At 56.0% G+C, this 12,567-nt stretch carries 12 protein-coding genes and 3 pseudogenes; 3 read left to right on the top strand and 12 right to left on the bottom strand.

The features are described from left to right. The first annotated feature begins 563 nt into the window (after window positions 1–563). A pseudogene (locus JJB74_RS22490) lies at window positions 564–1,514 on the top strand (IS630 family transposase). A gap of 98 nt (window positions 1,515–1,612) precedes the next feature. On the opposite strand, the pseudogene JJB74_RS22485 reads toward JJB74_RS22490, so the two are convergent. Next, a pseudogene (locus JJB74_RS22485) lies at window positions 1,613–1,951 on the bottom strand (thiamine pyrophosphate-binding protein); the annotation flags it as partial. Window positions 1,952–2,170: 219 nt separating this feature from the next. On the opposite strand from JJB74_RS22485, the gene JJB74_RS33980 reads away from it, so the two are divergent. Continuing rightward, window positions 2,171–2,314 (top strand): hypothetical protein, encoded by a 144-nt coding sequence (locus JJB74_RS33980; protein ID WP_325170159.1) that lies wholly within the window; start codon window positions 2,171–2,173, stop codon window positions 2,312–2,314. Window positions 2,315–2,332: 18 nt separating this feature from the next. Then, complete coding sequence (locus tag JJB74_RS22480) at window positions 2,333–2,740, top strand: LysR substrate-binding domain-containing protein (protein WP_200595664.1); 408 nt, start codon at window positions 2,333–2,335, stop codon at window positions 2,738–2,740. A gap of 18 nt (window positions 2,741–2,758) precedes the next feature. Here JJB74_RS22480 and JJB74_RS22475 read toward each other — a convergent pair whose 3' ends face one another. The 11 genes and pseudogenes from JJB74_RS22475 to JJB74_RS33390 form a co-directional block, all read right to left on the bottom strand. Next, entirely contained in the window at window positions 2,759–3,250 is a 492-nt protein-coding gene (locus JJB74_RS22475; protein ID WP_200595634.1) for a lipocalin-like domain-containing protein, read from the bottom strand. A gap of 505 nt (window positions 3,251–3,755) precedes the next feature. Next, window positions 3,756–4,664, bottom strand: a complete 909-nt coding sequence (locus JJB74_RS22470; RefSeq protein ID WP_200595632.1) for a LysR family transcriptional regulator — start codon at window positions 4,662–4,664, stop codon at window positions 3,756–3,758. Between the two features lie 243 nt (window positions 4,665–4,907). Beyond that, complete coding sequence (locus JJB74_RS22465; protein ID WP_200595630.1) at window positions 4,908–5,156, bottom strand: hypothetical protein; 249 nt, start codon at window positions 5,154–5,156, stop codon at window positions 4,908–4,910. A gap of 94 nt (window positions 5,157–5,250) precedes the next feature. Beyond that, the gene (locus JJB74_RS22460) at window positions 5,251–6,006 is read right to left on the bottom strand and encodes an SDR family NAD(P)-dependent oxidoreductase (RefSeq protein ID WP_200595628.1); all 756 of its coding nucleotides are present in this window, start codon (window positions 6,004–6,006) and stop codon (window positions 5,251–5,253) included. Window positions 6,007–6,067: 61 nt separating this feature from the next. Further along, complete coding sequence (locus JJB74_RS22455) at window positions 6,068–6,868, bottom strand: SDR family NAD(P)-dependent oxidoreductase (RefSeq protein WP_200595627.1); 801 nt, start codon at window positions 6,866–6,868, stop codon at window positions 6,068–6,070. Between the two features lie 5 nt (window positions 6,869–6,873). Further along, window positions 6,874–7,935: an LLM class flavin-dependent oxidoreductase gene (locus JJB74_RS22450; protein ID WP_325170158.1), complete on the bottom strand. Its 1,062-nt coding sequence runs from the start codon at window positions 7,933–7,935 to the stop codon at window positions 6,874–6,876. Window positions 7,936–8,012: 77 nt separating this feature from the next. Then, window positions 8,013–8,798: an alpha/beta fold hydrolase gene (locus JJB74_RS22445; protein WP_200595623.1), complete on the bottom strand. Its 786-nt coding sequence runs from the start codon at window positions 8,796–8,798 to the stop codon at window positions 8,013–8,015. Window positions 8,799–8,906: 108 nt separating this feature from the next. Further along, window positions 8,907–10,079 carry an ABC transporter substrate-binding protein gene (locus tag JJB74_RS22440; protein WP_200595621.1) on the bottom strand — a complete coding sequence of 391 codons (1,173 nt, stop codon included), beginning with the start codon at window positions 10,077–10,079 and terminating at the stop codon, window positions 8,907–8,909. A 227-nt stretch (window positions 10,080–10,306) separates the two neighbouring features. Further along, window positions 10,307–10,897 carry an NADPH-dependent FMN reductase gene (locus tag JJB74_RS22435; protein ID WP_200595620.1) on the bottom strand — a complete coding sequence of 197 codons (591 nt, stop codon included), beginning with the start codon at window positions 10,895–10,897 and terminating at the stop codon, window positions 10,307–10,309. Window positions 10,898–10,926: 29 nt separating this feature from the next. After that, on the bottom strand, window positions 10,927–11,247 hold the full coding sequence (locus JJB74_RS22430) for an antibiotic biosynthesis monooxygenase family protein (protein WP_200595618.1): 321 nt from the start codon (window positions 11,245–11,247) through the stop codon (window positions 10,927–10,929). A 495-nt stretch (window positions 11,248–11,742) separates the two neighbouring features. Beyond that, window positions 11,743–12,480: pseudogene (locus JJB74_RS33390) on the bottom strand (IS5 family transposase); the annotation flags it as partial. Window positions 12,481–12,567: the final 87 nt, after the last annotated feature.

Here is a 12,567-nt window from a genome sequence, read left to right as displayed (position 1 = left end):
CGGCGACGCCATCCATGCGGTGTTGTGCGGAGCCGGGCACAACCTGCGCCTGATCATCAACAAGCTCAAAGGTACTTGCCAGACCAATCTCATTTATTGAAATTCGGAATTCTTCAGGGCCGACTAGATAATCGCAGTACCGCCTACCCCGCGGACCGCTGGCGACACAATTGGCCATCGGCGGCGCGCCACAAACCCTGCTTTACCAATGCGTTATAGTGCTCGACCAGCGCCTGTGCCGCTTTCTGCACCGCTGCGACGCCAGAGGCATCGCCAATTTTCCAAACACTGTTCACTGCATCATTCGCCAACTGCTAGAGCGCGTACTTCCCGATGAGCGCCTTTGGCCGCGGATCCGGGTTGTCTGCTCGTGTCCATTCCAATGCGGTTGGCCCATTCGAGCGCCCTGCCGCGCAAGGCGGTGCCGCAAAGCAGGATGTGATCGTCGGCCCTTGCTCCTGCAGGGTCCTAGAGCATTTTCGCCCTGACTTGCCTCATTAAAGGACGAAAACTCCGCTGCGTATGGGACGATCAAAGCGGTACTCAGCGACAGGAGCACGGCGATGGTCTGGCATTTGGGACAAGCCTATGGGCAAGATTTACGCGATCGCGTACTGAGTGCGCCGGGCAGCATTCGGGAAGTCGCGGCACGCTTCGGCGTCAGTCAATCGTATGTAGCCCGGCGCGTTCCCGCCGGCGTCGGCGCGGCGAGGATGCCCCGGGACGGCAATGCAATCATGTGCCGTCCAAACTCAGCGGTCTGGAACAAGCCTTGGCGGATCAGGTAGCGAGCGTGAGCGATCTGACCTTGCAGCAGCTGTGCGAGTGGCTTCATGCCGAGCACGGCGTGCGAGTCGGAATCACCACCGTGTGGAAGACCGTCGCCCGGCTGGGCTTGAGCCTGAAAAAAAGTCACTCCATGCGGCCGAGCAAACGCGTCCAGACGTAGCGCAGGCGCGTCAGGCCTGGCAGGACGAGCAGCCTGGCGCGGTGCTTGGCCGATTGGCGTTTCTCGACGAGACCTGGGCCAGCACCAATATGACGCCTACCCGGGGACGCTCTCCAATTGGTCAGCGCTGTATTGGGCAAGCACCTTACGGACATTGGAAAACGACCACCTTTGTTTGCGCCTTGCGCACCACGGGATTGATTGCGCCATTGGTGCTCGATGGCCCGATGAACGGCCCTGCCTTCTGCGCATGGGTACAACAAGCGCTGGTTCCCGAATTGCAGCCCGGCGATATCATCGTGCTGGACTATCTCGGTGCACACAAGGTCGCTGGCATTGCCGAAGCCATTAACGCTGCGGGAGCACAGCTGCGCTACCTGCCGCTCTACAGCCCCGACTACAACCCGATCGAACAGGTGTTTGCCAAGCTCAAACCCTGCTCAGGAAAGCAGCCAAGCGCACCATGGATGCCTTGTGGTCCGCCATGGGCGACTTAATCGGCTGCTTCACTCCCGATGAATGTGCGCGTTATATCCGCCATGCCGGCTATGGCAGGTCAGCGTGAAAATGCTCTAGCGATGCGTTGCACGGCATCGGCTTCGACCGCTTGGAGCGGGGTCGGGCGCCACCGAGACAGATTCATCGAGGGCCGCACCCAGTGCGATCGCTCGACAGCGGCGCGTCGTAATTCATGTGATAGGTTGCATACTGGCTGACAACATTGACGATCCCGACTGCGCCTTCTTAGCATTGTGCAAGTTCGAAATGCCGTTGCTCAGACCTGCCGCCAGACGCAGCGCGCATGCCGGTTTCTGCGTCATCCGGTAGTAGCCATCCGCTGCTCCGGTGGCGACGCCCTCGGACAATGCCAGCCACGCAGCGTATGCCTTCGACTTGGTCGAGCGCGGCGATAAAGTGCATCTCCGAGGTGCCGGGATTGGCGAAACATAAATCGACGCCGCCTGCCAAAAGGGTACGGACCAGGATTTCAGCTCCATTCATTTGCATTGCTTTTTCCATTGCTGCTGCCATGCGGGCAGCTAATTTTTCGCCATGTTAGGTTCAGCTAGCATATGGATCAAATTTATTCCGTTTATTCACTGCATTTAGGATATGAACCCACATTGAATAGACCTGAATATTTTCGCAGCGTTTTATGCGATTCCGGAGATACGCTGCGTCACGTGCGGGGCGTAGCGCTTCGAAAATCCCCAGCCGGCGATGAGCCATGCGCTGGCCCAGTTGCGCGACATGTTGGGCGACCAGTTGTTCGTCAATACCTCAAGCGGCATGCTGGATACCCCATACGCATTGCAACTCGCCGGCCCGATTGCGACGCGATGCGCGGATTCGAGAAGACTATAAGCCAGCACATCGACTTCGATCCGGCGAAAAGCGACCAGATCTTCCGTTTCAACATCACGGACATATGGGGTAAATCACATTATTCCAAGGCTATTGGAACGGATGCAGGTGGTTGCGCCAAATATCAGGGTTGACGTGGTGACGCTCAGCTTGGACGAGATTCGCAGCGGACTCAAGGATAGCCAAATCGACTTCTCGCTAGGCCATCTGCCCGAATGGCATGGGCGCAATATCCATTCTGAAAAGCTGTTCCAGCAGCGTTACGTGGTATCGATGCGGGCAAACTATCCGACCGCGCAGTCATTGACGCAGAAGGCTTTTTTGAACGCCGCGCACGCCGCCGTCAGTTTAAGATCGTGCTCCCTAGCTTTCCTAGCGACGTGCGAGGCCCTTCTGTTTCAGCTATTTTCTTCTGGCTTCTTGTAATTCGAGGCTGGAAAAGGCCTATTCCAGCTTTTCCCACGTCAACGTTGAAATGGCGACCTTACCATCTTGCGGACGTGGTTGTGGGTTAGTGGTAAGGATTACCTTGCGCCCGTCAAACTTGATATTCCTGACCTGATTCGTCCCGGTCCAAACTTCATTCGATGAAATATCAATATGGTGTGTGATGGTCTTGCCTTCGATAGTGTATGTTCCTCCGTACGCAATCATCGTCTTAAAGAGTTCAGCGCGTTCTGGATCTGTCATTTTCTCCAGTGAACCAGGTTTTGGGCGCTCGTCTTTGACAATCAAGACCATCATGCGGTTATCACGACCATAGTTGATAAAACCCTGGGGAGATTTTCCGAAAATGTCTACCTTTTCATTGGTTGCAACGATGGTTTGGGTAAGACTTACCAGACGCCATGTCCCGATTAGCTGCTCATTCGCCTTTGCATGAGTGGATATCGATATGGCAAGCATGCTAGTGAGTACTACAACTGACTTCTTCATGACTATTCTCCGCGCAAAAAAGATCTTGTCTGTTTAACTCAAAATACCCGCAACGTCCCAGCTCAAGCAAGTCCATGGCACTTTGCGCTGGGATTGTTGCCTTGGAAGCAGGTAACATCACCAGCGGCGCGAGATCCATTAGGTCCGGAGCAAAGTACAGCGAACACCATTAAATGACCAATTTGCAATCCATAATATGCTTCAACGCATAGGAAAACTAGATTAATAGGCCTATCTACATGAACTTCCCTATTAAGTATTTCAGCAGGTCTAAACCTTCCATTCCAGGCTTGGCTTCAACTTCAATAATAGCCGGATGAGGCTTCGGAAGAAAGCCGGCTGTAGAACGTACCCCTAGTCATTCTCGCGGTTGGATCTAATTAAATGCAGAAGCCAAGCGTTTTCCTTCAGTCGGCATTAGTAGCGCTTAGAAAAATTACTTGTCTAGGCATGCAGGAATGCTGAACCATCGCAAACCGACCAGTCGATTGACCGAATACCGCGTTTAGTTATTTGCAAATTCGCTCGCTATCTTTTTCCTCAGCCACTTGTTTTCTTCATCCTTGTGAAATCGTTCGTGCCAATGCTGCCTTACATCGAAGTCAGGCAGTGAAAAGGGCAAATCCACGGTCTTTAGCTCCGCGAAGTTGCTGAATGCGTTAGCCAAGCCAATCGGGACGATACCGATCAAATCCGATGCCGCAATAATGAACGGTACGCTAGCGAAATGGGGGGTCGTCAATGCAACTCTGCGAAGGTAGCCCTTTTTTTCAAGCATGCGCTCAACGATTTCCTGGCTTCTGCCTTCAGGCGTTACTACGACGTGCGACTCCTTTAGAAATTGCTGCAGCGTAATTGTTGAGCCAATTCGCGGATGCGACTTGCGCACGACCCCGATGAAAGTATGCGGGAATAGCCGTTGTTGAAAGAACCCAGCTTTCTTCAGATCAGGAAAATAACCAATTGCCAAGTCGACTTCCCCGTTGGCCATCGCGCGTTCAAGGCTTGCGTGGTCCATGATTACTGTCCTGATATTCACCTCGGGTGCATCGACGGCAAGAAACCGCAGAATCCTTGGCATGAACGTCATCTCTGCGATATCGGTCATACAAAGCGTAAAAACTTTTTTGGACTTGATCGGGTCGAACTGGAACTGCTTGAGCACATCACTCTTGATGATTTCAAGCGCACTACGCACCGGCCCGGCCAATTGCAGCGCGCGTGGCGTCGGCTGCATGCCAGTGGACATACGTACAAATAGCGGATCGTCAAACAACTGCCGGAGCTTAGCTAATTCATAGCTCATCGTTGACTGGCTCAGCCCGACGAGTTCCGCCGCCAAGGTGACGCTCTGGGTCTGGAACATGGCGTCGAATACGACCAGCAAGTTTAAGTCAACCTTGCTTATATCCATTGCAACACTTTATCTTAAATCGCAAGAAGAATGCACACAAATGTTCCGCCGATGCCTTGGCATCGCAACCATCGGCAGCGCAGATTTTGCGGACAGAGTCCGGCATTTTCTTTGTCGTTGCGACGGCATTGACTTGACAGCAGGCCGGGTCCGGCCGCCGGCACCGGTATCCAGCACTTCCTCGGTGCTGGCTGCTAAGTAGCAGCGCCCGGTGACGATTTGATGTGGCCTCATCAATGTCGATCACGCCTCGTACAGTTCGCGCGACGATTCGCCTGTAAGGCTTACCGTTTGCAGGTCAATGTCATGCTCTATGGCTGTTTGGATGAACGGCCCGGCGTTCAGCAGGTCGCCGCCGATGCACAGCAACATTCTTTCACAGCCGAAGGTATCGTACAGCGAACGTCCGCGGTCGGAATTAGCCCGGGAAAAGGTGCGATCAAAGCAACCATCAACGTCTGCTATGTGCTGGCTCCCGGCACGGCAGTACATGTAGCAGTTTTGACCATGTCCCCCAATGTTATTATTACCTCCTCTCGAAATAGCCTGCGAGTATTACTCGAGTCAGCAATGCCAGTCCCTCTGCCTAGAGAAATACTGAACCGCCGTCCACCGCAAGCGTCTGCCCGGTGATGAATCCGGCGCCATCGCTGATCAGGAAAGCGAGCGCACCGACCAGGTCTCCCGGCACCTGGTCCCGCTGGATCGAGCGCGCGCCCTTTCTCGCAGTGTCGCCAATTTTGTTATGCAAATCGTTTTGCAGGACGCCGTCGCTGAGCGTAAACCCTGGCGCAATTGCATTGACGGTGATGTTGTCGTTGCCCAGTTCCCTGGCCAGCGCCCGCGTAAAGGCGATGACCGCGCCTTTGCTGGCGACATAGTGCAGCATGTGCGGCGTGCCCTTGATCGCAGTGGTTGAGGCGATATTGATGATCCGCCCGCCGCCTTGGCGCCGCAGCGCCGGCACGGCAGCCTTAGCGCACAGGAAGGGCCCCATCGCATTGATTTGCATGACCGTCATCCACTCGTCTTTCGGAATCTGGTCGAATGGCTTGAGCGATAGATTAGCGAAGACCGCCGCGTTGTTGACCAGCGCATCCAGGCCGCCATACTGCGCGCAGGCGGCCTCTACCATGGCGGCCGCATCCTGCTCACTCGACACATCGACTGCTACGCCGACGGCGGCCAGGCCCTGCGCGCTCAGGCGCGCTGCGGCTTCATCCGCGCCGCGCACGTCGGCGATCACGAGCCGGTGCCCGAGGCGGGCGAGATGTTCTGTGAATGCAAAGCCGATGCCGCTGGCTCCGCCGGTGACGATGATAACCTTTGAGACTTGCGCCATACATTTTCCTTTAGTTCTACGTAATGTCGCCGCATGCCGGCTAAGCGTAACCTCAGCCTGCCTACCTGGCAATCATGCCGCCATCGACCGACACCACGGTGCCGGTCATGTAGCTCGACGCCTTGGATGCCAGTAGCAGCGCGACGCCCTTGATTTCGTCCGGATCCGCCAGCCGGTTCATCGGCGTGTGGGAAGCGAACAGCGAAGCGACTTCTTCATTGGCGAGCCGGCCATTGTTGATATTGGTCAGGAAAGGGCCTGGCGCAATCGCATTGATGCGGATGCCGAACGGCGCGAGTTCGAGCGCCGCCTGACGCACAATCCCAGTCACCGCCGATTTAGCGGCGATGTAGGAGTATCCGATGATGGGCTCCGAGCGCAGCCCACCGATCGAGCCGGTCACAATGATGCTGCCCGAACCCTTGCGCTTCATGTGTGGCACTACGCATTGCAGCGTAGTGAATACGCTGTTGAGATTGATGTCGATGACCCTGTCCCAGTCCGGTCGGCTGGCATTCTCGATGTGGCCGGCCGGTGCGAGAAAGCCCGGACCGATCGATACGCCGGCATTGGCGAACACCACATCGATGCCGCCATGCACCGCCGCCGCCTGGTCAATGGCCTCCTTGAGCCGGGCAGCGTCAGTGACGTCGACCACCACCGCTTCCACCTGCGCGCCGGGAGCCACGTTTTGCGCCAGCCTCTTCGCCTGCTCCCGCAGCCTGGTTTCATTGATGTCTGCCATCACGACCCGTGCGCCGTTCGCCGCCATGACCTCTGCCATGGCCAGTCCGAGTCCATTGGCCGCGCCGGTGATGAAGGCTACAGCGCCGGACACATCAAACAATTGTTGCGCGCGCATGGTGGTTACCGCTTACGCAGTTCGGGCATCACTTCAGCAGCGAATAGCTCGGTATTGCGGCGAGCCAACTCGTCCGGCAAGGTACCGAACTGCAGCATCGACACGAAGGTGCCGAAGCGGGTCTTCTCACGCACCTGCTCGATCTGCTCCAGCACGGACTTGGGCGTTCCAACCACCACCGTGCCCAGGGCGATCAGCTTTTCCAGCGACTGGCGTTCCATGCCGATGCCAGCACGCGCGCCCATCATCTTTTTCATGGACGCTGCGGAGGTATAACCCGGCGGCAGCAGCATTTCCACGGGCAGGGTCAGATAGTCGTTGAACAGCGATTCAAGACCGGCGCGGGCTTCCTCTTTGGCGCGCTCCTCAGTGTCGGCCACATACACGGGCGCAGCCCAGCCAAGCTGGCTCTCGTCGGCTTCATAGCCGTATTTCTTTGTTTGCTCGCGGTACGCGGTCAGATTGCGGATGACCGAGTCGCGTGCGGAGAAGGTGATCAGGAACGGATAGCGGCGCTCAGGAACGGCGGCCCATTCAATGGTTTCGATCGATCCTTGCGACGGAATCCAGATCGGAGGGTGCGGCGTCTGATATACACGGGGCCACAAGTTCACATAATTGAGATTGTAGTGCTCGCCCTCCCAGGGGAACGGCCCGGGCGTAGTCCAGGCCTTGACGATAAGATCATGCGCCTCATGGAAGCGGTCGTGGGAGAAAGCCGGATTCACGCCGGAGGCGTGATATTCGGCGCCGATGCCGCGCACGAATCCGCAGATGATGCGCCCGCGCGACAAGTTGTCGAGCATCGCAAATTCCTCCGCGATGTTGATCGGGTTATTCACCAGCGGCAGCGCGCGTCCCAGAATTGCGATCTTGACCTTCTTGGTGCGCTGGATCAACGCACTGGCGATTAGGTTTGGCGCTGGCATCATGCCGTAAGCGGTTTGATGGTGTTCATTGACGCCAATGCCGTCGAACCCCAGATCTTCCGATTCGGCCAGCAGATTGATGAAGCTTTCGTATTCGTTCGCGCCCTTTTCGGGGTCGTAAAACGTATTGGGCAACACTACCCATGCCGAGCGATGCTTATGCGATTCCGGAATGTCCAGGTGGCGATACGGCATCAGGGAGAAATTCATGATCTTCATGCTGTCACCTGCTTAAGGAAGTTTTTGATCTGCGTCGCCAGGGCATCGCCTTTTTCAGCGGCCGGTAAATGACCGCAATCGGGAATGATAGTCACAGAGGCGGCATTCACTTTCTCGCTCCACATGTCGGCGTAGGCGACCGGAATGATCTTGTCTTCGCGACCCCAGATGATCTGGGTAGGGAGCTTGATCCGGTGCAGCCATTTCTCCAAGTCTGGATTGAACAGGCGCGGCTGCCAAGCCAGCTTGGCAAAGCTGTAGCGGTTCTTGATCATCTCGTCGAGCATGTCCCCGCTAGGCTGCATATTGAGCATTTTGTCCTGCAGCTCCGGGGAATGGAAATGATTCCTGGCCCGCTCCTCGGCATTCCAGATGAACGGATCCCCTATCGGTGTGCCGACAAGCCGCAGCCCGGCGGCCGAGACAAGAGTCAGACTGCGCATCTTTGCCGGATTGCGGATGGCGATTTCCGCTGCGAGCCAGCCCCCCAGCGAATGGCCGACTACATCGAAGCCTTCGGCCGGCGCCAGTTCCTCCATGAAATCGAGATAGAACATCGCCAAGTCAGGCATGTGCTTGATCCACTTCGGGTCATCCGATTTCCCAAAGCCCGGATGGTCCGGCACCCACACTTCGTTGTCTTCCGCTAGCCGATCAAAAAAAGGCAGCCACTCCAGCACACCGCCGGCGCCGTGCAAGAACAGTATCGGGTTGCCTTTCCCGCTCTTGCGCAGATGGATGTCCACGCCTGCGACCGTGACTGCACTCGTCGAGTAATTCATGATTGTTCGCTTTCCTGAAAATGCGTTTTGGGAATCGTTTTCAGCCGGCGGTTGCTAGCGGGCGGCGCAATTGGCCTGCATGCCGCCGGCGCATGCCGTAGACCGGCTCTAGCGACCTTCGGTGACGTTCGTAAATGTATCGATTACCACAGGCACATACCGACCCTCGCGCTTCTCAACCTTGGCCACGTACATGTTTGCCACCGTGTCGCGCGTTTCAGGATCGATGGTCAGGTTGCCGCGCGGGCTCTTGATCTTGATGCCCTTGATTGCTGCCATCGCCTTATCGGGATCGATCTGGCCGTTGAGCTTCTTCGCCGTTTCGTAGATCACGGCCATACCGTCGTATCCGCCGACCGCGATGGCGCCCGGCAGCCGGCCGGCAATTTTTTGATACGCTGCCGTGTAGCGCTTGTTCTCATCATTGTCCAGTGTATCGAAATACTGAACGGTATTGATCAGATATTGCGCGGTGTCGCCGAGTGGACGGATGTATTCATCGGCAAGATCGGTCGATGTCATCAGCTTGACGCCGGCTTGAGGCAAGGCTTTTTCGGTGTACGCTTTCATGAAGGCGATCATCGGATCGCCGGACGGCACGAACAAATAAATCGCATCGGGCGCCGCATCCTTCGCGCGCTGCACAAAGGGACTGTAATCGAGGCTCGCCAAGGCCATCCTGGTGCCGCCGATGATCTTGCCGCCCTGTGCCTCGAAGGTCTTCTTGAATGCCTCTTCGCAATCGATTCCCGATGCGAAGTCCGATACCAAGGTGTACACTTTGCGCACACCGTTCTTGTAGGCCCATTTGGCCATCGTCGCCGACGTCTGTCCATTGCTGTAGGATACACGCGCGATGTAGGGTGATTTGGCGGTCAGCCCAGCAGTTGCGGCAAGCATCACAATCGTGGGCTTCTTGGCAGCCGTGGCAACTGAGGCCACAGCAAGCGCATCGGGTGTGAGTGCGAACCCGGCAAGGAAATCGACCTTATCCCTGGAAGCCAATTCCTGGGCTAGGCGGCGCGCATTGTCGGGAGTGTTGGTCGTATTGTCCCTGACGATGATTTCCACTTTCTTGCCTGCCACGGTATCACCGTAGTTCGCCATGTAAGCGCGCATGGAATTGTAAAAGCCTTGGCCATAAGCACCGTAGTTTCCACTCATCGGCGCAACAAAGCCGATGCGAATCATTTCCTGTGCGGCGGCTGGAATACTAAATGAAAGCGCAAGTGCGGCAATCAGGCTGCCGAACGCACGTCTTGAGTGGTGGATCGTCATCATTGTCTCCTTTTTTTATCAGCCTGCTGTAAGTCATAAACCGGTAAAAGCGCCTGCCTTCCACATCCATGCGCAGCCTTGCGATGTATGCCATTGGCATGCTTTTTGTGCGGCGGAATACCATCGACTCTGCGGCACAGAAGTGGTCAGCAAGTCTGCATGGTTAGAAACTGCTGACAGACCTACAGCAGCACCGTGCTGCCGCACTGCCACATCCAACGATCATTACATCACGATGTACCGATGCGGTCCGCATTGTGCAGACGCGCAAATTGCACCACCTGCCTGCCCACTGTCTCGAGCTGAAATTTTGCGGACAGATCCAGACACGCGCCCGCGTCATCGAACACCTTGGTCGATGTATTGAGCATAGCGCCCAGCGGGGTCGGCCAGCCGCGCAATGAATGTGCTATCGCCCGTAAAGCGGACAGGGTCTGACCTGCTCCCTGCCACCCGGCGGCGCAGGAAATCAGTCCTACAGCGCAACCGTCGAAATAGACACGTTCGTCTGAAGACAGGTCTTCCGTATAGTCGAGCGCATTCTTGACCAATCCCGATATCGAGCCGTGATAGGAAGGCGATGCGATGATCAAGCCATCGCAGCGGCGAAACAGATCCACCAGTCTGGCCGCTTCCGAAGACCGGTCTTTTTTTTCAGGGGCGTACATCGGCAGATCAAGGGCTGGACCAGCAACGGCAATTACCTGGGCGCCTTCTGCCTGCGCGGCGCGTAGGCTCACCATCAGCGCCTTTTCAGAAGAGGATCCGGCACGCGTGGTGCCGCCTATCCCAACGATCAAAGGAAACGATTCTGCAGGCATGGCTTTCACCTTATTCCAATAGGAATTCTTTAGTCAGCTTGGCGGGGGCTAGGCGGAGTAGGAGCTTCGAAATGCTGCACTTCGCATACGGCTATTGTCAGGCCGCCTTCCAGCAAGGGCTGAATGCTTGGCATAAACACCTTATCGAAGTAATCCGAGCTCTCCCACGACTGAAGCGTCTCAAGGCTGTCCCAGACGCTTACCACATAGCCCGCATCTGGATGATTGACATCGCGGGAGAGCAACCGCCATTTGAGCCCTGGTGCAGGTTTCATCGAATTCTTGTATAGCGTTTCATATTCGGTCCAACGTCCTGGGCGCACCTTGAACCATGCCATTCTCATATACATCACTAATCTCCTGTAGCGGCCTAGCCTCGGCCTGAAAAGCAACCGTGAACAGGCATGGAATCAGTAACCTTTCCCTTAGCCTCTGAGCTGTGCGCTATACGAGTTGCAGACTCTATAACGCTGCTGCCGATTGATCAATCAAAGTTCTTCCATTGAGCGAATCGAAATTTTCGATAGAGTTATGAGATTTCTTTTGCGAAATCATTGGAAATTTTCTATTTATTTAAAGAATGCTCTAACGAAAGGCGGGCTGCCCGGTTCGTCGGTTACCAGATCACCTTTCACAACTACCGCAAGGGGTCCGAGCGCCTGCTTTTGTGACACGTCTAACCGTTAATCGTAGAACTCCACGACACGAGGGCACGGCAGTCCGGAAGACGACTATAGGCGGTGTTCGAACCCTTTAATCATCTATGGGATCACATAACAAGGCAACTGGCAGCATTGGTTTGAGCTTAGCTATAGCGAAGAAAGCGGTTAGAGGTCGTTTGAGAATCAATTTTTGTCGAAGAGCCGTTTAAGACGAAGGCCGCCTGTGGCGACATAAATCATTTGGCGAGAGACATCGAGGCGTTGCTCATAGTCGCGTACCAGGCGGCGCAACCGCATCATCCAGCCAAAGGTGCGCTCGACGACCCAGCGTCGTGGCAGCGGCACAAAGGTGTGCTGGTCCTGTATCTTGCGAACGACTTCGACGATGAAGTTCAGGAACGCTGCCTTGTCCAGCAAGGTCCGCCGGTCATAGGCGCTGTCGGCAAACAGCTGCTTAAGCTAGTGCCATCGCTGTTTGAGGGCATCCAGCACCTTCTGCGCGCCGGCGGAATCGGAAATGCTCACTGCGGTGAGATTGAGCATCAGCAGCCGGCCATCGGTATCGACAGCGATATGGCGTTTGCGGCCAGTGATCTTCTTGTTGGCGTCATAGCCGCGCTCGCATGCAGCCGGGGCCTTGATGGTCTGGCTGTCCAATACGCCGGCTCTGGGCTGCGGGGCGCGCTCACGAAGCTGACGATCCATCATCAAGGCAATGTCGTGGATGATGCGGAATAGCAGACGACGCACGAAGCGTCGGAACCACTAGTACACCGTCTGCCAAGGTGGAAAATCGCGTGGCAACATGCGCCACTCGCACCTCTAGCGCACCAGATACCGAATCGCATTGATGACTTCGCGCAGGCTGACGCCGCGTGGACGGCCTATGCGGGATGCTGCAGGCATCAACGGTGCATATGCAGGGCGAATTTGAGATAAACAAAATCATAGGATGACAATCCATATTTTTTAGCGAGGCCCAGCGTCTCACCAGCGCATGATAATGGG

Source organism: Noviherbaspirillum pedocola (genome assembly GCF_016632335.1).
Lineage (GTDB): Bacteria > Pseudomonadota > Gammaproteobacteria > Burkholderiales > Burkholderiaceae_D > Noviherbaspirillum_A > Noviherbaspirillum_A pedocola.
The sequence above is the reverse complement of the archived record's forward strand: the minus strand, read 5'-3'. Positions and strand labels throughout refer to the sequence as shown.

Excerpts from the sequence above, each read along its gene's own strand:
- JJB74_RS33980 (WP_325170159.1), top strand. The coding sequence starts at position 2,171 with ATGAGCCATGCGCTGGCCCAGTTGCGCGACATGTTGGGCGACCAGTTG.
- JJB74_RS22475 (WP_200595634.1), bottom strand. The coding sequence starts at position 3,250 with ATGAAGAAGTCAGTTGTAGTACTCACTAGCATGCTTGCCATATCGATA.
- JJB74_RS22470 (WP_200595632.1), bottom strand. The coding sequence starts at position 4,664 with ATGGATATAAGCAAGGTTGACTTAAACTTGCTGGTCGTATTCGACGCC.
- JJB74_RS22465 (WP_200595630.1), bottom strand. The coding sequence starts at position 5,156 with ATGTACTGCCGTGCCGGGAGCCAGCACATAGCAGACGTTGATGGTTGC.
- JJB74_RS22460 (WP_200595628.1), bottom strand. The coding sequence starts at position 6,006 with ATGGCGCAAGTCTCAAAGGTTATCATCGTCACCGGCGGAGCCAGCGGC.
- JJB74_RS22455 (WP_200595627.1), bottom strand. The coding sequence starts at position 6,868 with ATGCGCGCGCAACAATTGTTTGATGTGTCCGGCGCTGTAGCCTTCATC.
- JJB74_RS22445 (WP_200595623.1), bottom strand. The coding sequence starts at position 8,798 with ATGAATTACTCGACGAGTGCAGTCACGGTCGCAGGCGTGGACATCCAT.
- JJB74_RS22440 (WP_200595621.1), bottom strand. The coding sequence starts at position 10,079 with ATGATGACGATCCACCACTCAAGACGTGCGTTCGGCAGCCTGATTGCC.
- JJB74_RS22435 (WP_200595620.1), bottom strand. The coding sequence starts at position 10,897 with ATGCCTGCAGAATCGTTTCCTTTGATCGTTGGGATAGGCGGCACCACG.
- JJB74_RS22430 (WP_200595618.1), bottom strand. The coding sequence starts at position 11,247 with ATGTATATGAGAATGGCATGGTTCAAGGTGCGCCCAGGACGTTGGACC.